General features: G+C 57.0%; 20 protein-coding genes. 4 read left to right on the top strand and 16 right to left on the bottom strand.

The genetic code is table 11. The annotated features are described in order from the left end of the window. Positions 1-144: 144 nt before the first annotated feature. Positions 145-747: a transcriptional regulator BetI gene (betI, locus tag FEZ62_RS10225; protein WP_069898218.1), complete on the bottom strand. Its 603-nt coding sequence runs from the start codon at positions 745-747 to the stop codon at positions 145-147. Positions 748-883: 136 nt separating this feature from the next. Then, positions 884-1183: a putative quinol monooxygenase gene (locus tag FEZ62_RS10230; protein WP_172927558.1), complete on the bottom strand. Its 300-nt coding sequence runs from the start codon at positions 1181-1183 to the stop codon at positions 884-886. Between the two features lie 158 nt (positions 1184-1341). On the opposite strand from FEZ62_RS10230, the gene FEZ62_RS10235 reads away from it, so the two are divergent. Continuing rightward, the gene (locus FEZ62_RS10235; RefSeq protein ID WP_172927559.1) at positions 1342-1932 is read left to right on the top strand and encodes an NAD(P)H-dependent oxidoreductase; all 591 of its coding nucleotides are present in this window, start codon (positions 1342-1344) and stop codon (positions 1930-1932) included. Between the two features lie 55 nt (positions 1933-1987). Here FEZ62_RS10235 and adeC read toward each other — a convergent pair whose 3' ends face one another. The 9 genes from adeC to FEZ62_RS10280 form a co-directional block, all read right to left on the bottom strand. Then, on the bottom strand, positions 1988-3424 hold the full coding sequence (gene adeC / locus FEZ62_RS10240) for an AdeC/AdeK/OprM family multidrug efflux complex outer membrane factor (RefSeq protein WP_172927560.1): 1437 nt from the start codon (positions 3422-3424) through the stop codon (positions 1988-1990). Further along, complete coding sequence (locus FEZ62_RS10245) at positions 3421-6555, bottom strand: efflux RND transporter permease subunit (RefSeq protein WP_172927561.1); 3135 nt, start codon at positions 6553-6555, stop codon at positions 3421-3423. Before FEZ62_RS10245 ends, adeC begins: the two co-directional genes overlap by 4 nt. A gap of 12 nt (positions 6556-6567) precedes the next feature. Next, positions 6568-7746: an efflux RND transporter periplasmic adaptor subunit gene (locus tag FEZ62_RS10250; RefSeq protein WP_172927562.1), complete on the bottom strand. Its 1179-nt coding sequence runs from the start codon at positions 7744-7746 to the stop codon at positions 6568-6570. Positions 7747-8129: 383 nt separating this feature from the next. Beyond that, positions 8130-9800: an arylsulfatase gene (locus FEZ62_RS10255; RefSeq protein ID WP_242454921.1), complete on the bottom strand. Its 1671-nt coding sequence runs from the start codon at positions 9798-9800 to the stop codon at positions 8130-8132. Positions 9801-9928: 128 nt separating this feature from the next. Further along, complete coding sequence (locus FEZ62_RS10260) at positions 9929-10927, bottom strand: HAD family hydrolase (protein ID WP_090509319.1); 999 nt, start codon at positions 10925-10927, stop codon at positions 9929-9931. Between the two features lie 483 nt (positions 10928-11410). Next, positions 11411-12274, bottom strand: coding sequence for a glycine betaine ABC transporter substrate-binding protein (locus tag FEZ62_RS10265; protein ID WP_069898211.1), 864 nt, complete (start codon positions 12272-12274; stop codon positions 11411-11413). Positions 12275-12460: 186 nt separating this feature from the next. Beyond that, on the bottom strand, positions 12461-13405 hold the full coding sequence (locus FEZ62_RS10270; RefSeq protein ID WP_069898210.1) for a choline ABC transporter substrate-binding protein: 945 nt from the start codon (positions 13403-13405) through the stop codon (positions 12461-12463). Between the two features lie 29 nt (positions 13406-13434). Next, positions 13435-14316 carry a proline/glycine betaine ABC transporter permease gene (locus FEZ62_RS10275; protein WP_172927563.1) on the bottom strand — a complete coding sequence of 294 codons (882 nt, stop codon included), beginning with the start codon at positions 14314-14316 and terminating at the stop codon, positions 13435-13437. 1 nt (position 14317) lies between these two features. Then, on the bottom strand, positions 14318-15514 hold the full coding sequence (locus tag FEZ62_RS10280; protein ID WP_150547743.1) for a glycine betaine/L-proline ABC transporter ATP-binding protein: 1197 nt from the start codon (positions 15512-15514) through the stop codon (positions 14318-14320). 1048 nt (positions 15515-16562) lie between these two features. Between FEZ62_RS10280 and FEZ62_RS10285 the strand changes: the two genes are divergently transcribed. Then, the gene (locus FEZ62_RS10285) at positions 16563-17249 is read left to right on the top strand and encodes a hypothetical protein (protein ID WP_197737960.1); all 687 of its coding nucleotides are present in this window, start codon (positions 16563-16565) and stop codon (positions 17247-17249) included. Positions 17250-17392: 143 nt separating this feature from the next. Here the strand turns inward: FEZ62_RS10285 and FEZ62_RS10290 are convergent, their stop codons facing one another. From FEZ62_RS10290 to FEZ62_RS10305, 4 genes are all read right to left on the bottom strand, one after another. Further along, positions 17393-18250: a glycine betaine ABC transporter substrate-binding protein gene (locus FEZ62_RS10290; protein ID WP_172927564.1), complete on the bottom strand. Its 858-nt coding sequence runs from the start codon at positions 18248-18250 to the stop codon at positions 17393-17395. Between the two features lie 169 nt (positions 18251-18419). After that, positions 18420-19364 carry a choline ABC transporter substrate-binding protein gene (locus FEZ62_RS10295; protein WP_172927565.1) on the bottom strand — a complete coding sequence of 315 codons (945 nt, stop codon included), beginning with the start codon at positions 19362-19364 and terminating at the stop codon, positions 18420-18422. Positions 19365-19396: 32 nt separating this feature from the next. Next, entirely contained in the window at positions 19397-20281 is an 885-nt protein-coding gene (gene choW / locus FEZ62_RS10300) for a choline ABC transporter permease subunit (RefSeq protein WP_069898204.1), read from the bottom strand. A gap of 1 nt (position 20282) precedes the next feature. Next, complete coding sequence (locus FEZ62_RS10305; protein ID WP_172927566.1) at positions 20283-21479, bottom strand: glycine betaine/L-proline ABC transporter ATP-binding protein; 1197 nt, start codon at positions 21477-21479, stop codon at positions 20283-20285. Positions 21480-22412: 933 nt separating this feature from the next. On the opposite strand from FEZ62_RS10305, the gene FEZ62_RS10310 reads away from it, so the two are divergent. Together FEZ62_RS10310 and FEZ62_RS10315 are read left to right on the top strand one after the other, a co-directional pair. Further along, a complete protein-coding gene (locus tag FEZ62_RS10310; protein ID WP_172927567.1) occupies positions 22413-23792 on the top strand; it encodes an L-serine ammonia-lyase in 1380 nt (459 codons plus the stop codon). Between the two features lie 497 nt (positions 23793-24289). Then, complete coding sequence (locus tag FEZ62_RS10315) at positions 24290-25393, top strand: GlxA family transcriptional regulator (protein ID WP_172927568.1); 1104 nt, start codon at positions 24290-24292, stop codon at positions 25391-25393. Between the two features lie 73 nt (positions 25394-25466). Here FEZ62_RS10315 and FEZ62_RS10320 read toward each other — a convergent pair whose 3' ends face one another. Next, positions 25467-25718, bottom strand: coding sequence for a hypothetical protein (locus FEZ62_RS10320; RefSeq protein ID WP_069898201.1), 252 nt, complete (start codon positions 25716-25718; stop codon positions 25467-25469). Positions 25719-25741: the final 23 nt, after the last annotated feature.

Below are 25741 nucleotides of genomic sequence, written 5' to 3' on the forward strand. Positions count from 1 at the left end.
GAAAGGTCCACCCAGACTACGGGATTTATATTGAACGATCAATCAATAAAAAGACCCGGACATGCCTAATCCCGCCACGAAGCCAGTGGGAATGGGGGGTTGAGGAATTTGCTCGCGTTGGTCAGAAAAGCCGTTTGCGACGGGTTAAACCTTGGCCGGCTCGATAAAACCGATTTGTGTGTCGAGGTAGTCGTAGGCGATTTTCAGGGCTAATTTGATGTCGAACCGGGCACCAGACAATGCACCGCGCAGCCACAGGCCATCAATCAAAGCAGCCATGCCACGGGCCGCGACGCGGGCACGGTCTTGCGGCAGCACGCGACGGAACTGGCCGCAGAGATTGGAGTAGAGGCGCCGGTCATTGACCCGCTGCAAGCGCTGCAACGAGGGTTGGTGCATGCTGAATGCCCAGAATGCCAGCCAGGTTTTCATGGCCGGGCCGTTCACCTGCGTCTCATCAAAGTTACCGTCTATGATGGCGCGCAAATGAGCGCGCGGGCTGCTGTCCTTGAGCGCAGCGCGGCGCTCGCGAACGCCATCGCTCAGGGCCAGCATCAGGTGACGCATGGTGGCTTCGAGCAGGCCATTCTTGTCCTGAAAGTAGTGGCTGATAATGCCGTTGGAAACACCGGCTAACCTGGCGATATAGGCAATACTGGCATCGCTCATGCCAACTTGATCAACCGCCTTGAGCGTGGCGTTGATCAATTGTGAGCGGCGTATTGGCTGCATTCCAACCTTGGGCATTATCACTCCGGATGTATTGAACAGGGCGGCGGGTAAAGCTCAAAGTCTAGGCCGATTATTGTTGAACGATCAATCAATATTATCCGCCGGGTGAGCAAATTACCCGACTCCCAGCGCTACGCAAGCGCCCTGAACATCAACGATGCGGGCTTTTGACGACCGCATCGAACTGGCGGATCTCAAAGTCGCGAAGCAGGTATTCCATGCGTTTTTCATGAAATGCCTGCATGTGCGCCAAGGCCTTGTGTACCTCAAGATCGGCCTCCGATCGCCAGATTTCGAAGAAGGTGAAAATGCTCGGGTCGGCTTGATCGCGGAGCATGTGATATTCGATGCAGCCAGGCTCTTCGCGGCTGGGTTGAACGAAGGCGCCAAACAGTTCGGCGAAGTCGTCGGCGCGTTCAGGGCGGGTATAGGCAGTGGCGGTAAAGATCATGTCGAGCCTCGGGTTGGTTAGCGGGGAGGCAACAATAAGGCAATAGTTTGGTGTGTATTCGTGATTTTTAAGCAAATATCATTTGCCGGTCATGGGCTGTTTCGAGCCTGTTGCGGGCGATAGGCTGCGCACCATTGAAAATTCAAGGATGCACAGTCATGAAAAAAATACTCCTGCTCGACGGCGGCAAGCAGTTCGCCCACTCCGATGGTCGTTATAACGCCACGCTGCATGAGACCGCCTTGCAAGTGCTCGACCATGCCGGTTTCGACGTGAAAACCACGCGCATAGACGACGGTTACGATGTTCAGGCGGAAGTTGAGAAATTTCTCTGGGCCGACGTCATCGTCTACCAAATGCCGGGCTGGTGGATGGGCGCACCCTGGACCGTGAAAAAGTACGTCGATGAAGTGTTCACTGCAGGCCACGGCAGCCTCTACGCCAACGACGGCCGCACGCGTTCCGACAGCTCGCAGAAGTACGGCAGCGGTGGTTTGTTGCAAGGCAAACAATACATGTTGTCGCTGACCTGGAATGCACCGGCGCAAGCATTCGATGACCCGTCGGACTTCTTTGCCGGTGCCGGGGTGGACGCGGTGTACTTGCCGTTTCACAAGGCCAACGAGTTTCTCGGCATGAGCGCACTGCCGACTTTCATCTGCAACGATGTGATGAAAGTGCCCGCCATCGAAGCCGATTGCGCGCGCTACACCCAGCACCTGCTGGACGTTTTTGCGCTAAACGCATAAACAGTGGTTAAACCAAAAAACGCAGCCGAGGCTGCGTTTTTTGGTTGCGCGGGAATCAGTCGCCCGGCCTTGAACCGTCCGCCTGTTCGCTGCCCGGTTGCCAGCCACCGCCGAGCGCCTTGTACAGATTGACCTCGCTCGAAAGTTGCGCGAGCCGGTCGTTGATCAGGTCTTGGCGCACCTGAAACAACTGTCGCTGAGCGTCGAGCAGGACCAGATAACTGTCTACGCCGCCGCGATAACGTCGCTCGGCCAAGGTGTAATACTGCTCGGTGGTGCTCAGCAATTGTTGCTGGGCATCGAGTTGTTCGCGATAGGTCTGACGCGCGGTGAGCCCATCCGAGACTTCCTGAAAGGCCTGCTGAATGGCCTTTTCGTACTGCGCAATTTGGCTGTTCTTCTCGATCTCCGCGACATCCAGCGACGCTTGCAAGCGCCCGGCGGTGAAGATCGGCAGGTTGATTTCAGGTTGGAACAACCAGGTGCCGGTGCCGCTCTGGAGCAAATCGGACAGCGACGAACTCATGCTGCCGGCATTGGCGGTCAGGCTGATGCTCGGGAAGAATGCGGCCCGCGCCGCGCCGATGTTGGCATTGGCGGCCTTTAGCTGGTGCTCGGTCTGGAGAATATCCGGACGTCGTTGCAGCAATTGCGAGGGCAGCCCGGCAGGCACTTCGGTGAGCAGGGAGTCGGTGAGCGGCAAGCTGGCTGGCAAGTCTTGCGGGATCGGGCCGCCGAGTAATACCGCGAGGGCGTTTTGATCCTGCGCCACTAAACGCCGATATTGCGCGCGCGCAACCTTGGCGCCGTCGAGCGCGGTTTTCGCCTGGCTCAAGTCGATTGCCGAGGCGGCTCCGGCGTCGACACTGCGTTTGGTCAGGTCATAGCTGCGCTGATACGCAGTCAGCGTCTGCTCGGTCAGATCAAGCTGGAGGCGGTCGGCCTCAAGCGTGAACCAGGCGTTGGCAACACTGGCGATCAGGCTGATACGTACGCCTTGTTGCGCCTCAATAGTCGCAAAGTACTGCTCCAGCGCGGCCTGATTGAGGCTGCGCAGGCGACCGAAGAAGTCCAGTTCCCATGCACTCACACCCAGCGTGGCGCTGTACTGGCTGCTGATCGAACTCTCGCCCGACTGGTTGATTCCGTCCGGCAAACGCTGGCGCGTGCCTGAGCCGTTGGCGTCGAGCTGCGGATACAGCTGCGAGCGCTGAATCCGGTACTGCGCCTGATAAGACTCGACATTCAGCGCTGCCACGCGCAGGTCGCGGTTATTGTTCAGCGCGTTATCAATCAGTTTGACCAGCGCCGGGTCCTTGAAAAATCCGCGCCAGTCGCCCAATTCCGCCGCCTGAGTCGATGTGCCCGACGGATAGCTGTCTGCCGCTGGCCAGGCGTTATCTACCGGCGCCGCCGGCTGGCTGTATTCAGGGTTCATCGAGCAACCGCTGATCAACGCCAGTGTCAGCACGCTCAAGGCAAACTTGTTCATGGCTGCACCTCGGTTTGCACAGGCGCGGGTTTTTCTTTCGGTTTGAACCACGAGGTGATCAACACGAAGAACAACGGCACCCAGAAAATCGCCAGCACGGTTGCGCTGAGCATCCCGCCAATAACCCCGGTACCGATGGCATGCTGGCTGCCAGCGCCTGCGCCGGAAGAGATGGCCAAAGGCACCACGCCGAGAATGAAGGCCAGCGAGGTCATGATGATCGGGCGTAAACGCATCCGGCAGGCTTCAAGTGCAGAGTCGACCAGGCTTTTGCCGCTGTCGTGCAGCTCTTTGGCGAACTCGATAATCAGAATCGCGTTCTTGGCTGCCAGACCAATTGTGGTGAGCAGGCCCACCTGGAAGAAAACATCGTTAGACAGCCCGCGCATGCTGGTGGCCAGCAGTGCGCCGACAATCCCCAGTGGCACCACCAGCAACACCGCCAGCGGAATTGTCCAGCTCTCGTAGAGCGCCGCGAGGCAGAGGAACACGAATATCATCGACAAGGCATACAGCGCGGGCGCTTGCGAGCCCGAAAGACGTTCCTCGAAGGAGATGCCGGTCCATGAATAACCGACGCCTTTGGGCAGTTCTGCGGCCATTTCTTCCATTGCCTGCATCGCATCGCCGGTGCTGTAGCCCTCGGCGGGTGAGCCGAGGATTTCCATCGCCGAAACCCCGTTGTAGCGTTGCAGTTTCGGTGAGCCGGAAATCCATGTGCCGCCGGCGAATGCGCTGAACGGCACCATCTTGCCCTCGCTGTTGCGCACGTACCATTTGTTCAGGTCTTCGGGGGCCATCCGCGCCGCAGCTTCGCCTTGCAGGTAGACCTTTTTCACCCGGCCTTTGTCGATAAAGTCGTTCACGTAGCTGGAGCCCCAGGCAATCGACAACGTGTCGTTGATGTCACTCAGGCTCAGGCCCAGAGCGCGGGCGCGCTCGTCGTCGATGAGCAATTGATACTGCGGCTCATCGCGCAGGCCGTTGGCCCGCACACCGCTCAGCTTGGGGTTTTCCCGGGCCATTTTGAGTAGCTGATCGCGGGCCTCGTTCATCACTTCATGGCCGACACCTGCGCGGTCTTGCAGGTACATGTCAAAACCACTGGCGTTGCCCAACTCGCGGATCGCGGGCGGTGCAAAGGCGAAAACCATCGCATCGGTGATCGTGCGGAAGCGCTGCTGCGCACGGTCGACCAGGCTGAATACGCTGTTCACCTCGCCCGGCCGTTCATCCCAAGGCTTCAAGGTGACAAACGCCATGCCCGAGCTTTGCCCGCGACCGGCGAAGTTGAAGCCGGTAACGCTGAACACCGACTCGACAATATCGCCTTCCTCATCTAGCAGGTAATCACGCACCTGATCGACAATTTCCTTGGTGCGCGCGGTACTTGAACCGGACGGTGTTTGCACCTGCGCGTAGAACGAACCCTGATCTTCTTCTGGCAGGAACGCGGTCGGGATGCGGCTGAACATCCAGGCCATGATGCACAGGATCAGGCCGTACAGAATCAGGTATGGCAGCTTGTGCTTGAGAATCCCGCCCACGCTGCGCTCATAGCCGCTCACGCCGCGCTCGAAGGTGCGGTTGAACCAGCCAAAGAAACCGCGCTTGGTATGAACCTCGCCGTTTATCGGCTTGAGCATTGTGGCGCACAGCGCTGGCGTGAAGATCAGCGCCACCAGCACTGAAAGGGTCATGGCGGCGACAATGGTGATCGAGAACTGGCGGTAGATAACCCCGGTGGAGCCGCCGAAGAATGCCATTGGCAAGAACACCGCCGACAACACCAGCGCAATGCCGACCAGAGCGCCCTGAATCTGACCCATCGATTTGCGCGTTGCTTCGAGTGGCGAGAGCTTGTCTTCTGCCATTACCCGCTCGACGTTTTCTACCACCACGATGGCATCGTCCACCAACAAGCCAATCGCCAGCACCATGCCGAACATGGTCAGGGTATTGATGCTGAAACCGAATGCATCGAGCACCGCAAACGTGCCCAGCAGCACCACCGGCACTGCCAGCGTCGGGATTAATGTGGCGCGGAAATTCTGCAGGAACAGGTACATCACGCAGAACACCAGCACGATGGCTTCCATGAGGGTGTAAATCACTTCCTCGATGGAGCCGGCAATCACCGGCGTGGTGTCGTTGGGGTAAACGATTTCCAGGCCTTCGGGGAAGAACGGTTCAAGGTCTTTGAGGGTGCTGCGAATAGCGGCCGAGGTTTCCAGCGCGTTGGCACCCGTCGCCAGTTTGATCGCCATACCCGCAGCCTGCTTGCCGTTGTATTCGGCCGAGGTGCTGTAGTTTTCGCCGCCAAGCTCAACCTTGGCGACATCGCCGAGGCGAACCTGCGAGCCGTCCGTGTTGACCTTGATCAGAATGTTTTCGAATTGCTCAGGCGTTTGCAGGCGCGTTTTGCCGATGATGGTGGCGTTCAGTTGCTGGCCGGCCTGTGCCGGTAACTGGCCCAGCTGGCCCGATGAAACCTGAACGTTCTGCGCCTGAATCGCGGTTTTGACGTCGACTGGCGTCAGTTGGTAGTTGTTCAGGCTTTCCGGGTTGAGCCAGATCCGCATGGCGTACTGCGCACCGAAAATCTGGAAGTCGCCCACGCCCTTGGCGCGCAGCAGCGGGTCTTGAATATTGGTGACGATATAGTCGGCCAGATCGTTACGATCCATGCTGCCGTCTTTCGAAACCACACCCACAATCATCAGGAAGTTACGCACCGCCTTGGTCACCCGAATGCCTTGCTGCTGCACTTCTTGCGGCAGCAGCGGGGTAGCCAGTTGTAGCTTGTTTTGCACCTGCACCTGCGCGGTGTCGGCATCGGTGCCCTGATCGAAGGTCGCGGTAATGCTCATGCTGCCATCGGAGTTACTCTCCGATGAGATATAGCGCAGATTGTCGAGCCCGTTGAGTTGCTGCTCGATCACCTGCACCACCGTATCCTGCACGGTTTGCGCAGACGCGCCGGGGTAGTTGACGCTGATGCCAATGGCCGGCGCGGCAATGTTCGGGTATTGGTTGATCGGCAGATTGAGGATGGCCAGGCTGCCGACCAGCATGATCATCAGCGCGATTACCCAAGCAAAGATCGGCCTGTCGATGAAAAAACGAGACATACGTGCCGCTCCTTATTGAGGGTCAGCGGCAGCTGCCGGCAGGGATGCAGGTTCGGCTTCAGATTCAGCCTCGGGAGTCGTTTGCAGGCTTTCTTTGACGTTCTGCGCGGGAACCGGATCGACCGTGTCGCCGGGGCGAATGTACTGCAAACCCTCGGTGATCAGGCGGTCGCCATCCTTGAGGCCGGCACTTACCAGCCACTTGTTGCCGGAGGTGCTGTGCGTGGTGATGGAGCGGCGCACGACCTTGTTGTCGGCATCGACCAGCATTGCCACCGGCTCGCCCTTGTTGTCCCGTGTGATGCCCTGTTGCGGTGCCAGAATGGCTTGCTTGCGCACACCACTGATCAGGCGCGTGTGCACGAACATACCGGGCAGAAGCAGGCGGTCCGGGTTGGGGAAGATGGCCCGCAAGGTCACGGAACCGGTGGTTTCATCCACCGAGACCTCGGCGAATTGCAACGTGCCCGGATGCTCGTAAACACTGCCGTCTGGCAACAGCAGCTCAGCTTGTGCCTGATTCTTGCCGGCTTTTTCCAGCTCGCCGTTGGCCAGCGCCGTGCGCAGCGCCAGTTGGTCTTTAATTGACTGAGTGACGTCGACGTAAATCGGGTCGAGTTGCTGGATAGTCGCCAGGCTGTTGCTCTGGCCGTTGGTGACCAGTGCGCCTTCGGTGATTGCCGAGCGCCCGATGCGCCCGCTGATAGGCGCCGATATCTTGCTGTAACGCAGGTTGATCCGGGCCTGTTCGGCTGCCGCTTCTGCCTCAAGGCTGGCGGCGCGGGCCTCTTCGTAATCCTGACGGCTCACCGCCTGGCTTTCGACCAGCAACTGGTAGCGCTTGGCCTTGGCCTGGCTCGACACCAGCGTGGCTTGTGCGCTTTTCAGGGCGGCCTGATAAGTGGCCGGGTCGATCTGGTACAGCACCTGACCGGCCTTTACATCACGGCCTTCTTCGAACAGACGCTTTTGGATAATGCCATCGACTTGCGGGCGAACTTCAGCGCTGCGCATGGCGGCGGTACGCCCCGGCAGTTCTACCTTTTGTTCGAAAGGTTGCGCCTTGAGGGTGACGATGCCGACTTGCTGGGCGCCTTTTTGCGCTGGTTCGCTAGTCTCGTCGCAGCCACCAAGCGTCACGCCGAGCGCAATCAGAGTGAACAGGAAAAGGGGTCTGAAGGTGCGCTGCATGAACTGCTCTCCGTTGCATGGGTTCGGCAAGCCCGGTGCAAGGTCTGACGCAGTCACGAACTCCAACGTAGCGAAAGGCAAGTGTTAACGGCTCTCAACGGGCGAGGGCAAGCGTCATGATCTCGCGATCAATGCTTTCGTGGTTGGCGCAATGGGTTCAGATGCTCCGGGGCGGCAAATTCGCCAGCCAAAATAGTGTCTTCAACTAGTGATCGGCGATTATTCTGGCCATATTGTTGACTACGTCAACCATGTTTACAGAATCCTGACTTTTTCGGGGCTTGCTCATGTCGAGCCAAGGGCCCTGCATGCCCTATGTGTGTTGTGTTCAGGCATAAAAAATGCCGCCCAATCGGCGGCATTTTTATTGTTTCAAAGGTGTATCAGTTGCTGCTACCACGAATGTTTTGCATTTTTTGCATGGCACCATCAATGGCTTTCTTCATGCTGAGCGTGTCAGCACCCTGGCTCGGCGGGTAGTCCGAAAGGCTCTTCAGGTGCGCCGCCATGAAAGGCACTGCGGCTGTAGGTGCCCAAAGTTTCTGGCCAACGAACTTACGGCCGGCGTAACCAAATTCCTCGGAGTCCGGGGTGACCTTCTCCATCGGATCCATCAGCAGGTTCACGATATATGGCACGCTTGGGAAAGACTTCTCGTCGAACCAGATACCGTTATGTTTGACCCCGATGTGCATCTTCCAGGCATCTACGCGAACGGCCATCAAATCGGTTTCGTCGTAGTAGAAGATCTCACGGCGTGCCGACTTGTCAGATTTGCCTGTCCAGTAGTCGAGGTTGTTGTAGCCATCGAGATGCACCTTGTAGTTGGTGCCGTTCATTTTGTAGCCGCTGAGCAGATCATCTTTCAGCTTCGGCAAGCCTGCTGCTGCTGCCAGTGAAACGAACAGGTCTTCATGGCTCTGGATACCGTTGCCTTCACGCCCTGCTGGGATATGCCCCGGCCATTTGATCAGCGCTGGAACCCGTACACCACCTTCCCATGTTGTGCCTTTCTCGCCACGGAACGGGGCGTAGCCACCATCTGGGTAATACATGAACTCATTACCGTTATCGGTGCTGTAGACCACGATGGTGTTGTCTTCAATGCCCAGGTCTTTGATCTTTTGCAGGATCATGCCGACCTGATCGTCGTGTTCAAGCATTCTGGCGCGAACCAGATCTTCTTCGGCGCGGCCTTCATCCACCGCTCTCTGGATAAATTCCTTTCGCGGGTGCGACCAGATGTGGATTGCAGTGGAGTTGAACCAGAGGAAGAACGGCTTATCGCCTTTACCCACCCGGTCCATGTACTTGAGGGTTTCGTCGGTCACTTCTTGGTCAATGGTCTCCATCCGTTTGCGAGTCAGAGGACCGGTGTCTTCGATTTTCTGTTTGCCGACGCGGCCGAATTTAGGGTCTTCGGTTGGGTCATCGGTATCAGTTGCCCAGGTGTGTAGAACACCGCGAGGGCCGTATTTTTTCAGGTAGTCAGGGTTTTTTTGGCCCGGGTAATCGAGTTGCTCCGGTTCTTCCTCAGCATTGAGGTGATAAAGGTTGCCAAACCATTCATCGAAGCCGTGCACTGTCGGCAGGAACTCGTTGCGGTCGCCCAAGTGGTTCTTGCCGAACTGAGCGGTGGCATAACCCTGGGATTTCATGACCTCGGCCAGGGTCGGGTCGCTGGCCTGAATGCCGCGCTTGGAGCCTGGAATCCCAATGGTTGTCATACCAGTTCGCACGGGCATTTGCCCGGTGATGAACGCGGCGCGGCCAGCGGTGCAACTTGGCTGCCCGTAATGGTCGGTGAAAATCATGCCGTTCTTGGCAATCGAGTCAATGTTCGGGGTGTGGCCCATCATCCCGTGGGTGTAAGCACCCACGTTCCACATGCCGATGTCGTCACCCCAGATGACCACGATGTTGGGCTTTTTCTGGGAACTGTCGGAAGCGGGTTGATCGGCCGCCATCGAAGGCGCAACCATGCCCAGCCATGCCGAACCCAGCAACATCATCGACAAGGCGAACCTGCCGAGTTGCGGTTTTTTAATACTCATTACCCAAACTCCCTCATGACCTAAGTCGAATACTTGCTGCAATTTCAGCAGGTTGAATCTAGTAAACATTGGGGCCATTGCAAGGCGGTGCCAGAGATTTACACGGGCTCTGGCACCGAGGCTGCGGATTACTTGTCGAACGGGTAAATTCGCTTCCATTCGGTGGCCATGTCGACCACTGTCCAGTCGTGCGCCTTGGCTTCATCCAGCGCCTTGTTCAGCTTGCCAATCTTGCTGTCGCGGTCGTAAGCCCACTCGCGCTCAGCATCGGTGTGGTGCACCAAGCCAGCAAAGCGCTTGCCGGTGCCAGCCGCTGTCCACTGCAGCATTTGCAGGTCACCATCGGAGTTGCCGAACGCCATAATCGGACGGCGACCAATAATCGACTGGATGCTCACCGGCTTGCCCGGGCCATCGTCATTGTGTAATAGCTTGGGCTGACGCAGGATCGACAGTTGGCCATCCTGGTCCTGAAACTCGGTGGCGAATGTGGTGCCGATAATCTGCTCTGGCGGAATGCCATAAACCTCTTCGGCGAAGGCGCGCATGAACTCCACCTCGCCACCGGAAACGATGTAGGTTTTGAAGCCGTTGTCACGCAGGTACGCAAGCAGTTCCAGCATCGGCTGGTAGACCATCTCGCTGTAGGGTTTGCCGGACTTTGGATGCTTGGCACTTGCCAGCCAGCGTTTTGCATTCTTATCAAAGTCCTCTGTGCTGATGCCGGTGTGGGTCGTTACCAGAATTTCCTTGAGGCTGTCCATGCCGCCAGCGGCCAGCGTTTTCTGGTCATCCTCCAGCACTGCCTTGAACGGCTGTTGTTGCTTCCACTCCGGGTGCTCTGGCGCCATGCGTTTCACTTCGGCAAGCGCAAACAGCAGTTGGAAGTACATCGGCTGTTCGCTCCATAGTGTGCCGTCGTTATCGAACACGGCAATGCGTTCGGCTGGCGGTACAAAGTCCTTGCTGCCATCTTCCGTCACCGCCTGAACAAAGGTTTCTATAGCTTTGCGTGACGGGCCCTCATTCCAGGAAGGCAACGGCTCAGCTGCCTGAGCCAGTAACGGCAGTACCAACAACAGCGACACGACAAAGCGAAGCTGAAACACAGAGGCGAAACGATTCATATAGGCGATCCTGATGTAACCGATTTTGGGGATTGTTTATGTGTAAACCGCAGCCTCAGCCGAGATTCGATCAGTAGTTTTCAAGCGCGAATGAGCAAGCGATTGATGCCTGTTTTTACAGGTCATTTTGCTACAACATTAGTAGCTGCCCCGCGAATAGCAAGCCGATTTGCTGGGTTATCAGCCTCAATTAGCTATCCGCTAAAGGGCTGATGCGGCAGAGAAATGTTGTCGCCAACCGAGTTCACTGCGTGATGTGCCTGCCTATATCGAAACACGCTGAGAGGCGGGCCTTGCGCGGGGCACTATACGTCAGCGGGGTTGTGCGTAATTTCCGAACAGGTGCGCCATTTAACTTTCTCCAGACAGCACAACGCCCCTCATCAAGGGGCGTTGTGCAAGGCATTGCCTGAGTCGCTGGCGGCAAGATTCTCTGGCGGATTACAGCAGGAAATCAGCCATTGAATGACCCCGCATGCGCACTCACTTCAACCATTCGGCAACACGCTCCGGGTTGGCTTCAACCCAGGCTTTAGCCGCCTCGGCAGGCTTGGCGCCGTCACGGATGGCGAGCATCACGCTGCCGACTTCTTCGCCGCTCCAGGAGATGTTCTTGAGGAACGCTGCGGCGTCAGGTGCTTTGCTGGCCAGCTTGGGGTTGGCAACAGTGTCGACATGCTCGGCATCGCCGAAGACGTTCTTCGGGTCTTCGAGGAAGCGCAGTTTCCACTTGGCGAACATCCAGTGCGGAATCCAGCCGGTGACCACGATAGGCTTCTGCGCCTTTTCAGCGCGGGCCAGGGCGATTGCCATGCCTGGGCCTGAGCTTGGCAGCAGGTTGAGGTCGAGGTTGTACTCCTTGATTGCATCTTCGGTGCGACGCATTACGCCAGCGCCTGCGTCGATGCCGGTGATGTTGCCGTTGATTTCTTCGCTGTGAGCGTTGAGGTCTTCAATGCTTTTGGCCGCGAAGTATTCCGGCACGATCAGGCCAATCTTGGCGCCTTCATAGTTGGTGCCGAGCACTTCAACCTTGTCCTTGAAGCGCTTGTAGTACTCGCCGTGAGTGACTGGAAGCCAGGCTGACAGGGTCACGTCGAGGTCGCCACGGGCCACGCCCTGCCACATAATCGCAGGCTCAACCGCCTTGAGTGTAACGTCGTAGCCGAGCTTGCTGCGCAGTACCTCTGCGGCCACGTTGCTCACGGCGATGCTGTCATCCCAGCCGTTTACGTAGCCGATGTTCAGCTCTGGCTTTTCGTCTGCGGCGAAGGCTGTTGCACTTAGGCCGATGGCCAGTGCTGCTACGCCCAGGCCCTGCATGCAAAGTTGTTTAAGTTTACCCATGGAATATGCTCCGTCAGTGTGAGTGGCAGTGTGTTGTGGGTGTTCGATGTGAATTGTTTGCAGGCCGGTTGAAGGCTCAACGGCGGCAAAAAGAATGACCATACAGGCAGGCAAACCCGGCGGGTTTGCGAACACGTCGGACGCTGACGATGGTTGCATCGAAAGCGCCCGAGTGATGAAGCAGGCTTACAGGCCTACGTATTTCTTCACGGCAGCAGCGCCGTCTTTGCCGTCAAATGTGGTGACGCCCGCCAGCCACTTGTCGAGAGCTTCCGGGTTGGCCTTGATCCATTCTTTGGCGACTTTCTTCGGGTCCTGCTTGTCGAGCACTTTTTCCATCAGCTGGCTTTCGATCTCGACCGAGAACTGCAGATTGTTGAGCAGCTTGCCAACGTTCGGGCAGCGGGCTTCATAGTCAGGCGCTACAACGGTGTAGACCTTGGCTGCGCCGAAGTCCGGACCGAATACGTCATCACCGCCTTCCAGATAGGTGAGGTCATATTGGGTGTTCATCGGGTGCGGTGCCCAGCCCAGGAAAACCACTGGCTGCTTTTTCTTCACGGCGCGTTGCACCTGAACCAGCATGCCCGCTTCGCTGGACTCGACCATGCGGAAGTCTCCCAGACCGTATTGGTCGTTCTTGATCATTTTCTCGATCAGCAGGTTGCCGTCGTTGCCCGGCTCAATGCCGTAGATCTTGCCGTTAAGCTGATCCTTGAACTTGGCGATGTCCTGAAAGCTTTTCAGGCCAGCTTCGGCCGCATAAGTCGGCACGGCAAGGGTGTACTTGGCGCCTTCAAGGTTGGCCTTGGGCAGTACTTTAACGCCGTCATCCTTGAGGAACGGTTCGATTACCGCGTCCATCGAGGGCGCCCAGTAGCCAAGGAACACATCAATCTGTCCCTTCTTCACGCCGGTGAAAGCGATTGGCACCGAAGCCATTACTTTACGGGTCTTGTAGCCAAGGCCTTCGCTCAGGGTCATGGCGACGCCGGTGGTGGCCGAGATGTCAGCCCAGCCGATTTCCGCGAAGCTGACTTTCTCGCAGCTCTGCGGCTCGGCGGCCATTGCGTTCTGGGCGAGGGCGCCGCTCATAAGAGCGACGGCGGCGAGTGTTTTAAATTTTTTCATGGGGTGCTCCATCGTATTGGTCGGGCAATTTATTGGCGTTGTAGTTTTGCGCTTACCCAATTGAACAGGCGGCCGCGATTGGCGGTTTGTGGCGTACCAAAGCTTTCGGTGATGCGGTCGAGAATGATCGCCAGCAGCACAACGGCCATGCCGCTTTCAAAGCCAAGGCCGATATCCAGACGCTGAATACTGGCGAGAACGTCGTTACCCAAGCCACCGGCGCCGACCATCGAGGCGATAATCACCATCGACAGAGCCATCATGATAGTTTGGTTTACACCGGCCATGATCGACGGCATGGCATTCGGCAGCTGCACCTTGAACAGTAACTGCCGGCCGTTACAGCCGAACGACTGCCCAGCTTCGACAATCTCTTTGTTGACCTGACGAATACCCAGGCTGGTGAGACGCACAGCAGGCGGCATGGCGAAGATCACCGTGGCGATAATGCCCGGTACACGGCCAAGGCCGAACAGCATGGCGGCAGGGATCAGATAGACGAACGCCGGCATGGTCTGCATGAAGTCGAGGATCGGTCGGATAACCATCGCCACGCGCTCGCTGCGCGCCGCCCAGATACCCAGTGGAATACCCAGAATCAGGCTGATCAGCGTGGCCGAGAAGGTCAGCCCGAGGGTGACCACGGTCTGCTCCCAGAAGCCGGTCAGCACGATAAGTACAAACGCCACCGCGGTGAAAATCGCGAAACGCAGACCAATGCGCCACAGGCCCAGCGCGACAAAAATGCTGATCAGCAGCCACGCAGGCGGGAACATCAGAATGGCTTCAATGCCTTCGGAAAAGCTGCTCACTATATGACCGATGCTGTCGAACGCACCGCTGTAGTTGTCCAGCAAATGCTGAACCGAATCGTTTACCCAGCTACCCAGGTCGAGTTTTTTATCGCTCATGTCATTCTCCTTGCAGGCGGCTCAGCAGGCTGCCCTTGCTGATTGCACCGGAGTAATGGCCGTCTTCATCGACAACCGGCACGGGTCCGTCGCTATCGACCAGACGCTCGATAACCTGCTCCAGTGGCAAGTCGGCCTGCAGCGGCTCGATTTGCATGAGCAGATCGTTTTCGAGGCGTTGTTGCTGGTTTTGGTCATCCAGCAAAGCGATGGTTTCCAGGCTGATCGAACCTTGGAAGTTGTTCTCTTGGTCAACGATAAACGCGTAATGCTGGTCTTGCGCTTGTAGCTCTTCGCTGACCATCTGCGCGTTCGGCGCTTCGCCGTTATGCACGAACAGTGGCACGTTATCAGCCATCAGTTGACCGGCTGTGAGATAGCGGCTGGTGTCGACCGTATCGAAGAAGTTACGCACATATTCGTTGGCCGGGTTGTCGACCAACTCTTGTGGCGTACCGACCTGAACCAGCTTGCCGCCTTCCATGATGCCGATGCGGTTACCGATGCGCATGGCCTCTTCGATGTCGTGCGAGACGAAGATGATGGTGCGGCGATGAGTCTTTTGCAGCTCTAGCAGTACGTCTTGCATCTCGCGGCGCTTGAGCGGGTCGAGGGCCGAGAAGGCTTCGTCCATGATGATCATCGACGGATTGACTGTTAATGCACGCGCCAAGCCGACACGTTGTTGCATACCACCGGAAAGCTCGTGCGGATGCTTGTTGGCAAAGGTTGCCAGACCCACTTGCTCAAGCACTTCCATGGCGCGCTCTTCGCGCTCCTTGCGGCCCACACCGGCGACTTCGAGGCCAAAGGCGGCGTTGTCGAGGACGGTACGCGAAGGCATCAAAGCAAAGGACTGAAAGACCATGCTCATGTCGCGACGGCGCAGCTCGATAAGATCGGCCTTGGGCAGTTTTGCGACGTTCTGACCGTCGATGAAAACATCGCCGGCAGAGGGTTCAACAAGGCGGTTGATCAGGCGGATCAAGGTTGATTTGCCCGACCCTGACAGGCCCATGAGGACAAATATCTCGCCTTCCTCAACGCTGAACGACACATCGCTCACACCAATGACTGATTCTTTTTCAGCAAGAATCTTGTCTTTGCTCCAGCCTTGCTTGAGCAGTTCGATTGCTTCTTGTTCATTCTGGCCAAAAACCTTGTAGAGATTTTTGACAACGATTTTTCCAGACTGCATGGGAGGTTCCCCTTCAGTAGACATCCAAATCAGTTATCGCTGCCCGCACTACGCCGAGGCGTCTGCGAGCGATGCCGACTGTTAGTGTCTGTTGGGTTAACTGTATTCATGGGATTGCGACGCGTTTTGCAGTGCCGGGATACCCGTCGCTGCAGCCACGCCATCAGAACTGCGCCATGCTCCCTGTCGGGGTATGGGCGTTGTGAAAACATGTAGTTGCAGCATTCGTATCTCGTGTCTTTGCAAACCGCTATGCAAACCCTATGGCAGTATTATCAAGCTCAATCCATCGGTGAATGTGCACCCCATCCTGGGGTTCATACCTTCAAAATTTCGTCCCATTTACATTCCGAACGGGAGTTCGGTGGGACGGTCAGCGCTCGCTGATTTTCGATTTGGGCGTTTTTACACCCAATGTCTGGCTGTATAAAAAATGACCAGATCGAAAACGGCTGACTCGACTAAATTGTCTGCAAATTGCTGCGTTTTCCCGCATGCAAATCCGACGTGTTGGGCCCTGACAAAATGTCTGCCGGGTAGAACCTTAACAGACTTTTTGCGCTCGGGTCTAAGGCTGTAAGCCGCGCCGGCTGTGGATTTCAGCCTTTGCGAACGGCTAAGGCTAGGTCTCACGGGGGCTGCGGCGGAATCGAAAAAAACTGAATTTTTTTCGATTCGAAGGGTATTCGACAGCACTTTTCAGGGTTTTTTATTGAATGACCGAACAAAAAACATAGCTGCTGCTTAGGCCAACTGAAGGTAAAAAATCCGATGACTTTTTCGGATAGATCGCTGTAGCCATTTCTATCTGTTTGGTTGTTTTTTGAACAGCAAAAAGGCGTCGCTTGAGCTCGATTTCAGCATGCATGGTTTACTCAATGCTCAAGTTCGTTGCGAATCATCGCCTACAGTGAGTAAGTGCTAGTTTATTCATGCGCGCTGTTACTGCACCTCAGAAGATCAACCCGTACAAGGCCAGTTACTCATGCTCTGTGATTTTTTCCGTAGTCGCGCAATCCCAGCGGCCGCTCTTTTGCTGAGTAGCTCTGTGTGCTGGGCTAACTCGCAAAACAGCAAGGAGGTGCAGAGCCAGAAGCTGGCGGAAGACCCGACCAAGGTTGTCACTCAAATAGGCTTTGGTTACACCGACGAGCTGAAGATTTCCGGTTCGCTGAGTCTCGATCCGGTGAAGAAGATCAATGCCAGCGTCAATCACGATGCCAGTGAGTGGCGTTTGGGTGGCTCATGGTTATTCGATCTCGGCATCCTCAATTTCAGCTTCAGCAAAAAAGAGTTCGACACCGGCAACGATCAGACCAGCTACAGCGTAGGCACCTTTATCCCGTTGAGCGCGTTCGGCATTGAACCGTATGGCTGGCAGATTTTCCCGATGGCCGGCGTCTCCTACAACGAAGGCAATACGGTTTGCGAAGTGAGCAGTGGCCAGTGCGGCACTGTCGACCCGTTTGGTCAGGATTTCGTGACGCTGGCGACCACCAGTACCGGCGCCTATCTTGGGGCGTTTTCGATCAAGCCGCTCAGCGATAAATGGACCCTGCTGGCGTTTGCCGTCGGCTCGGTAGGTACCGACAGCTACTCGGGCCACTTCCTGGGCGCTGGTGTGGGTTACCGCTTCACTCAACAACAATCAGTGAGTACCTACGCCTACACGCAGGACAACACCTACGGCACGGATTCACAGCTTGGCCTCGCTTATCGCTATCAGTTCGAATAGAACCGCGCCAATTACGAGCGAAACCTGAAAACAGCAACGCCCCTCGATGCAGGGGCGTTTTTGTTTAAATGGGATAACCAGCGCAGAGTCGCGTTACCGCCGGAGGCACGAATCGTCTGCTAAAACGCTGGCTCCAGTCATACTTACTTCAGCCACTCGGCCACACGCTCCGGGTTGGCCTTGATCCACTCTTTGGCAGCTTCGGCAGGCTCAGCGCCTTCGCGAATTGCCAGCATCACCGAGCCGACTTCTTCACCGCTCCAGGAAATCTTCTTGAGGAAGGCGGCCGCATCCGGGGCTTTGGTTGCCAGCGCCGGGTTGGCGACGGTGTCTACGTGCTCGTCATCACCAAAGACCTTTTTCGGGTCTTCGAGAAAGCGCAGCTTCCACTTGGCGAACATCCAGTGTGGAATCCAGCCGGTGACCACAATCGCGCTCTGGTCTTTCTCTGCGCGCGCCAGTGCGGTTGCCATGCCCGGCCCTGAGCTTGGCATCAGTTTGACGTCGAGGTTGTACTGCTTGATGGCGTCTTCAGTGCGGCGCATAACCCCGGCTCCGGCATCAATGCCGGTAATTTTGCCGTCGATGTCCTTGCTGTACTTGTTCAGGTCTTCAATGCTTTTCGCCGCAAAGTAGTCCGGCACGATCAGGCCGATCTTGGCGCCTGCGTAGTTGGTGCCGAGCACCTCAACTTTGTTCTCAAACTTCTTGAAGTACTCGCCGTGAGTGGTCGGAAGCCAGGCGGAGAGGGTCACGTCGAGGTCGCCACGGGCAACGCCCTGCCACATGATGGCGGGCTCAACCGCTTGCAGTTTGACGCTGTAACCAAGCTTGCTCTCAAGCACCTGAGCCGCCACGTTACTGACCGCGACGCTGTCGTCCCAGCCGTTAACGAAGCCGATTTTTAGCTCGGGCTTGTCTGCCGCCATTGCCGTGGTCATGCCAAGGGCCAGTACCGCAGCGCTCAGGCCTTGAAGATAAAACGATTTGAGTTTACCCATAGGATCTTGCTCCATCTGTGAGAGTGGCAGTTGTTATAGGTTGTTCGGCTCGTTCTGATTGCGTGCCCCGTTGGTGCTAAATGGGCTGCTTAGTGCGATTGGCATCGACGATGCCCGGGTTGAGGGTGATGCGCAGGCGTCACCCTCGGTAGTCATTGAACGCGTGTGCTTACATGCCGATGAATTTCTTCACCGCGGCAGCGCCATCCTGACCGTCGAATGTGCTGACCCCGGCCAGCCATTTGTCGAGGGCTTCCGGGTGGGCCTTGATCCACTCCTTGGCCACTTCGGTCGGGTTCTGTTTATCGAGAACTTTCTCCATCAACTGGCTTTCGATCTCGACCGAGAACTGCAGGTTGTTGAGCAGGGTGCCCACATTGGGGCAGCGCGCTTCGTAGTCGGGTGAGACCACGGTGTAGACCTTGGCCGCGCCGTAATCCGGGCCAAACACATCGTCACCGCCGGCCAGGTAAGTCAGGTCAAACTGGGTGTTCATCGGGTGCGGAGCCCAGCCCAGAAAAACCACCGGCTTGTTCTGCTTAACTGCGCGTTGTACCTGAACCAGCATGCCGGCTTCGCTGGACTCGACCATGCGGAAATCACCCAGACCGAACTGGTCGCCCTTGATCATCTTCTCGATCAGCAGGTTGCCGTCATTGCCCGGCTCGATGCCGTAGATCTTACCGTCGAGTTGATCCTTGAATTTGGCGATGTCCTTAAAGCTTTTCAGGCCAGCATCGGCGGCATAGGTCGGCACGGCGAGGGTGTACTTGGCGCCTTCAAGATTGGCCTTGGGTAGTACTTTTACCCCGTCGTCCTTGAGGAACGGTTCGATCACCGCGTCCATCGACGGCGCCCAGTAGCCAAGGAATACGTCGATCTGCTTTTTCTTCACGCCGGTGAAGGCGATAGGCACCGAGGCGAGGATCTTGCGCGGCTGATAGCCAAGGCCTTCGGTGAGGGCCATGGCGACGCCGGTTGTGGCAGAAATATCTGCCCAGCCGATTTCGGCGAATTTGACCTGTTTGCAACTGGCCGGCTCGGCCGCCCAGACACTTGGCGTCAGCGCGCATGCAAGCAGGCCGATAGCTGCGAGTTTGTTGATCGTATTCATCTGCAGTTCCCTGGTCTCAGTTCAAAATAGGCTTATTGGCTTTGTAGTTTTGCGCTCAGCCAACTGACCAGACTGCTGCGATTGGTCGCTTGGCGCGGGGTGCCGAAACTCTCTGTAATGCGGTCGAGAATGATCGCCAGCAACACCACCGCCATGCCGCTCTCGAAACCAAGGCCGATGTCGAGGCGCTGAATACTGGCGAGCACGTCATTACCCAGACCGCCGGCGCCGACCATCGAGGCAATAATCACCATCGACAGGGCCATCATGATGGTCTGGTTCACCCCGGCCATGATCGACGGCATGGCATTCGGCAACTGCACTTTGAACAGCAGTTGGCGGTTGTTGCAGCCGAACGATTGCCCGGCTTCGACAATCTCTTTATTGACCTGACGAATGCCCAGGCTGGTGAGGCGCACGGCAGGCGGCATGGCGAAAATAACCGTGGCGATGATGCCGGGCACGCGGCCAAGGCCGAACAGCATGGCGGCGGGGATCAGGTAGACGAACGCCGGCATGGTTTGCATGAAGTCGAGAATGGGCCGGATGATCATCGCCACCCGCTCGCTTTTTGCCGCCCAGATGCCCAGCGGCACGCCGAGGATCAAACTGATCAAGGTGGCCGAGAAGGTCAGCCCGAGGGTGACCACGGTCTGCTCCCAGAAGCCGGTCATCACGATCAGGGCAAATGAGATGGCGGTGAACACGGCAAAGCGCACGCCAATACGCCAGATGCCCAGCGCCACGAAAATCGCAATCAAGAGCCATGCGGGCGGGAACATCAGCACTGCTTCAATGCCTTCCGAGAAGCCGCTGACCACCTGGCCGATGCTGTCGAAGGCGCCGCTGTAGTTGTCCAAAAGGTGCTGGACTACGTCGTTTACCCAGCTGCCGAGATCAAGTTTTTTATCGCTCATGTCAGTCTCCCTGCATGCGGGTCAGAAGGCGGCCTTTGCTGATTGCCCCGCAATAGAAGCCCCCTTCGTCCATCACCGGAATCGGCCCTTCGTTATCCACCAGGCGCTCAATTACCTCGCTCAGCGGCAGGTCTTCGGGGATGCAGTCGATGTGTTTGAGCACCTTGGCATCCAGGCTGTGGGGTTGGCCGTCTTCGACCAGCAGGGCGATTTTTTCCAGGCTGATCGAGCCTTTGAACTTGTTGAACTCGTCAACAACGAAGGCGTAATGCTTGTCCATGTCCTGCAACTGCTGGCAGACCATGAGCGCATCCGGTGCCTGACCGTTGTGTACGAACAGCGGCACGCTGTCGGCCTTGAGTTGGCCGGCGGTGAGGTAGCGATTGGTGTCTACGGTGTCGAAGAAGTTACGCACGTAATCGTTGGCGGGGTTGTCGACCAGCTCTTGCGGAGTACCGACCTGAATCAGCTTGCCGCCTTCCATGATGCCGATGCGGTTACCGATGCGCATGGCCTCTTCAATATCGTGGGAAACAAAGATGATGGTGCGCCGGTGGGTCTTTTGCAGTTCAAGCAGAACGTCCTGCATTTCCCGGCGCTTGAGAGGGTCGAGGGCTGAAAACGCTTCGTCCATGATGATCATTGACGGGTTGACCGCCAGAGCGCGGGCCAGGCCAACGCGTTGTTGCATACCGCCAGAAAGCTCATGAGGATGTTTCTGCGCGAAGGTGTCGAGGCCAACTTGTTTGAGCACTGTCATCGCGCGTTCCTCGCGCTCTTTGCGGCCAACCCCGGCGACCTCCAGGCCGAAGGCGGCGTTGTCGAGAACGGTACGTGAAGGCATTAACGCGAAAGATTGGAAGACCATGCTCATGTCGCGGCGGCGTAACTCGATCAACTGCGCCTTGGGTAGTTTTGCGACGTTCTGACCATCAATGAATACATCGCCGCTGCTGGGCTCGACCAGACGATTAATCAGGCGGATGAGCGTTGACTTCCCCGAGCCGGAAAGCCCCATCAAAACAAATATCTCGCCCTCTTCAACACTGAATGAAACATCGCTTACACCAATTACAGAGCCCTTTTCAGCCAGTATCTTGTCTTTACTCCAGCCTTCTTTTAGCAGGTCGATCGCTTCTTGTTCGTTTTGGCCAAAAACCTTGTAGAGGTTCTTGACCACAATTTTTCCAGACTGCATGGGAGTGTTCCCCTTCATAAGACAATCAGATCAGTTACGCGGAACACTGCTTCAGCCCGGAAGGGTTACAGAGTGATGCCGACTGTTCGTGCCTGTTTGGGTTTACGTGGTTGCGGAATCTGGTCTGCATGGGGCCGCTTGGCGCCGGATGCCTCGAATACCACCCACGCATCGCCCGTGCTGCAACAGCGCTGGGCGAGTACGAGGTCGTGAGCGAATCAACCGTTTATGCCGTGCAGCAATATGCGTGGCAAATCCTCTGGCAGTGTTGTGAAACCCAGTCCCTTGGGCGAACACATCTCAAACCGAGATGCGCGTACATCCGAATTTTCTTGTTGGGCAGGCTCATTCAAGTGACACCTGCGCGTATTTTTTTCGGTCCGGGATTGATGAGTCCCAGTCTGTTGCTTAACCGCTGGCAACAGCGACGAAATCGGCTGACTCAACGATATAGCCTTCCGGTTGGCGCAATTGTCGGTTTACGACTCTGACGTGTTATGGGGCGACATGCTGCCGCGCATTTTTTGCTCAATAACCGCACTGATTGGCCTCGGCAAACGCTGCAGGCCCCTGAAATCGGGCCTCGAGCAATGCCAGTGGAAATTGCAGGCGAGGGAAGGGTGCCTGTCGAGTGCTTCGGCTGCGCTGTAGCTCGCTGTTTTTGAGTGGGTTTCCAGTGGTTTCTGGCGATTTTGGACTGTTTTTTTGCAAAGCCCCGCGCCTTTAAAACCCGCACAATCGCGCACTTTGTATGGTGTTGCACCGTGCAACACAGGGCAATTTCGCTGTCTTATCGGGCCTTGGGTCAGAACTGCGTGCTGCAAGTTTTATCGGCGTGACGGCTTTAAGCACGAGCAAGTCGGTGTCAGACGTCAGGCCATGACTGAAATATTGATGATGGCCAGCACACACGCGCCCATTGAGGAATCCGTCATGGCTATCAGCGTATTTGACCTGTTTAAGATCGGCATCGGCCCCTCCAGCTCCCACACCGTCGGCCCCATGCGTGCTGCTGCACTGTTTGTGGGGGCTCTTCGCGAGCGCCGCATGCTTGAGCGAGTGGTGCGGGTGGAAGTGCGTTTGTACGGTTCCTTGTCGGCAACCGGCATTGGTCATGGCAGCGATAATGCCGTGGTCATGGGCTTGATGGGCGAGTGGCCCGATACGATTGATCCTTTGCAGGTGTTGCCGCGTATCGAGACGCTCAAGCAAAGCCGGAAGTTGGCCTTGGGCGCGGGGCCAGAGATTGCTTTTGACTGGCAGCGCGACTTGCTGCTGCTCGATGAAAATCTGCCTTATCACCCCAACGCGCTTACGCTCACAGCTTTTGCCAGCGATGAGTATGAACTCCTGAGCAACACCTATTACTCGGTCGGCGGCGGCTTTGTGGTCGATGCCGAGCAAGCGGCCAGCGGCGTGCTTGATCAGGACGTAACTGAGCTTCCCTATGATTTTTCCAGCGCGGCAGAGCTGCTCGACTTGTGTCAGCGCCACAACCTGCGGGTGAGTGAGCTGATGCTGGCCAATGAAAAGGCCTGGCGCAGTGAAACTGAAATCCGCAGTTCGCTGCTGACGTTGTGGCAGGCCATGCGCGATTGCGTCGAACAAGGCCTGCGTCATGAAGGGATTTTGCCGGGCGGCCTGAATGTTCAGCGCCGCGCCGCCAAGCTTCACCGCAGCCTGCTTGAACTGGGCAAACCCAACGTAATCGGCTCGACGCTCTCGGCCATGGAGTGGGTCAACTTGTTCGCCTTGGCCGTTAATGAGGAAAACGCCGCGGGCGGACGCATGGTGACGGCGCCCACCAACGGCGCAGCCGGAATTATCCCGGCGGTGCTGCATTACTACATGCGTTTCAATCCGGATGCCTGCGAAGACGATGTAATCAATTACCTGCTCAGCGCAGCGGCGATTGGCATCCTCTGCAAAAAGAACGCGTCGATCTCAGGGGCAGAGGTTGGTTGCCAGGGCGAGGTGGGTTCGGCCTGCGCAATGGCGGCGGCCGGGCTTGCGGAAATCCTCGGAGCAACTCCCGAGCAGTTGGAGAACGCGGCTGAAATTGGCCTGGAACATAATCTCGGGCTTACCTGTGACCCTGTCGGCGGGCTGGTGCAGGTGCCGTGCATCGAGCGCAACGCGATTGCTGCGGTGAAGGCCATTAATGCCGCGCAAATGGCCTTGCGCGGCGATGGCAAACACTTCATTTCCCTCGACCGGGTGATTCGCACCATGCGCGACACCGGCGCCGATATGCATGACAAATACAAGGAAACTTCACGCGGCGGGCTGGCGGTCAGCGCAATCGAATGCTGAGCCAGCAAGCGCGTGCCTGATTAGGGTGCAGCGGTTTGCCGTTGCCACCTGCTGGCGCGCGATCACTTTAATAAACGGTTGTTTGTTACTGGGGCGGAACGGATTTGAGAACCGGTGACAAACAGCTGTTTTAATCCTGCTACCAATCATCACAACCCCCGTGGTTCAAGGGTTTCCCGGTCGTTTTCCGATCAGTCATGTCGTGAACAGAATCGCCGCTTGTCGGGCCTTGCGGGGCGGACTATTTTTTTTTGAACGGCCAATCAATTTAGGCATGACCTTTGCTCTTTTGATCGGTGTTCGGTCCGGTCATTCAAATGCCCGACCATCACAATAAAACGGGTCACGATGTGCTGCATGCGGTGCAACTGTCAGGCTGAAAATAGAGACTGAAACTATTTCCGCCGACCTTTGATCTTCGCACCCAGTTGCGTCGGACGAATCCAAGAAAAGCCGCTGAACGGCTTAATGACGTGCTTGCGTGAGGGTTCCATCAAATGTCGCAGTCTACTCAAGAGGCTCAGCCTCTAAATCGCGTACCTCAGACTATCGGCTTTCTGCTGCTCGACAACTTCACCCTGATCTCCCTCGCGTCAGCGATTGAGCCATTGCGCATGGCCAACCAGCTTTCCGGTAAAGAATTGTATCGCTGGTTCACGCTGACCCAGGCTGGCGGCGCGGTATCGGCCAGTGACGGGCTGACGATCACCCCCGATGCTTCCCTTGCCAACGCGCCCAAGCTGGACGCGGTGATTGTGTGTGGCGGCGTGGATATTCAGCACAGCGTGACCCGTGAGCACTTGCAATGGCTGCAAATGATGGCGCGTCAGGGGCGTCGCATGGGCGCCGTGTGCACCGGCAGTTGGGCGTTGGCCAAAGCGGGTTTGCTCGATGGTTTCGATTGCAGCGTGCACTGGGAATGCCTGGCCTCGATGCAAGAAGCCTTCCCGCGTGTGGCGATGAGCACGCGGCTGTTTTCCATCGACCGCAATCGCAATACTTCATCGGGTGGCACCGCGCCGATGGACATGATGCTGCACCAGATTGGTCGCGAGCATGGCCGTGAGTTGCCCGCGGCAATCAGCGAGATGTTTATTTACGAGCGCATCCGCAACGAGCAGGATCACCAGCGCGTGCCGCTCAAGCACATGCTTGGCACCAATCAGCCGAAGCTGCAGGAAATTGTGGCGCTGATGGAAGCCAACCTCGAAGAGCCTATCGATCTCGATCAAATGGCCTGCTACGTCTATGTGTCACGCCGTCAGCTTGAGCGTCTGTTCCAGAAATACCTGAACTGCTCACCTTCACGTTATTACCTGAAGCTGCGGCTGATTCGCGCGCGGCAATTGCTCAAGCAAACATCGATGTCGGTGATCGAAGTCGCATCGGTTTGCGGCTTTGTGTCTACACCGCATTTCTCCAAGTGCTACCGCGAGTATTTCGGCATTCCGCCGCGTGATGAGCGTGCCACAAACAGCCTGACGAACATCGTCTCGTTGGTGCCGGTCACCGAAGAGTTGCAGCACGAATCTGTTTCAACCGCGTTGGCCGCGCTAAACCGCGCTCAGAGCGAGTCCACCTTCGCCAGTGTGCGGCTGTAAGCGGCGGCTCTCAATCAATCGCGCCAGCGCTGGATAGATCCGGCTGGCGCGTTAACCTGCGAGGGTTGGCGGATTATTTCGGCGCGGGAACCAGCGCCGGTAACAATGTGCGCGAAATCGCTTCGCGCACTGCCGGCAGCAAAGTGGCATTGCCGCCCAGCATCTCTTCCACCATGCGCCTCAGCGCCAGCGCGCGGTCAGCACTCAGGCCCCGCACTGCCTGTTCGCACGCCTGCTCGGCGCTTGCTCCAACCGGGATGGACAGGCCAATGGCGACGAGGCGTTCGCGCAGGTCTTCCTGATCGATCAAATCGGCGTGCATCATGGTGAATCTCCTTTTTAATGGTG

This window comes from Pseudomonas sp. MS19 (assembly GCF_013277615.1).
In the GTDB taxonomy this organism is placed as follows: domain Bacteria; phylum Pseudomonadota; class Gammaproteobacteria; order Pseudomonadales; family Pseudomonadaceae; genus Aquipseudomonas; species Aquipseudomonas marincola.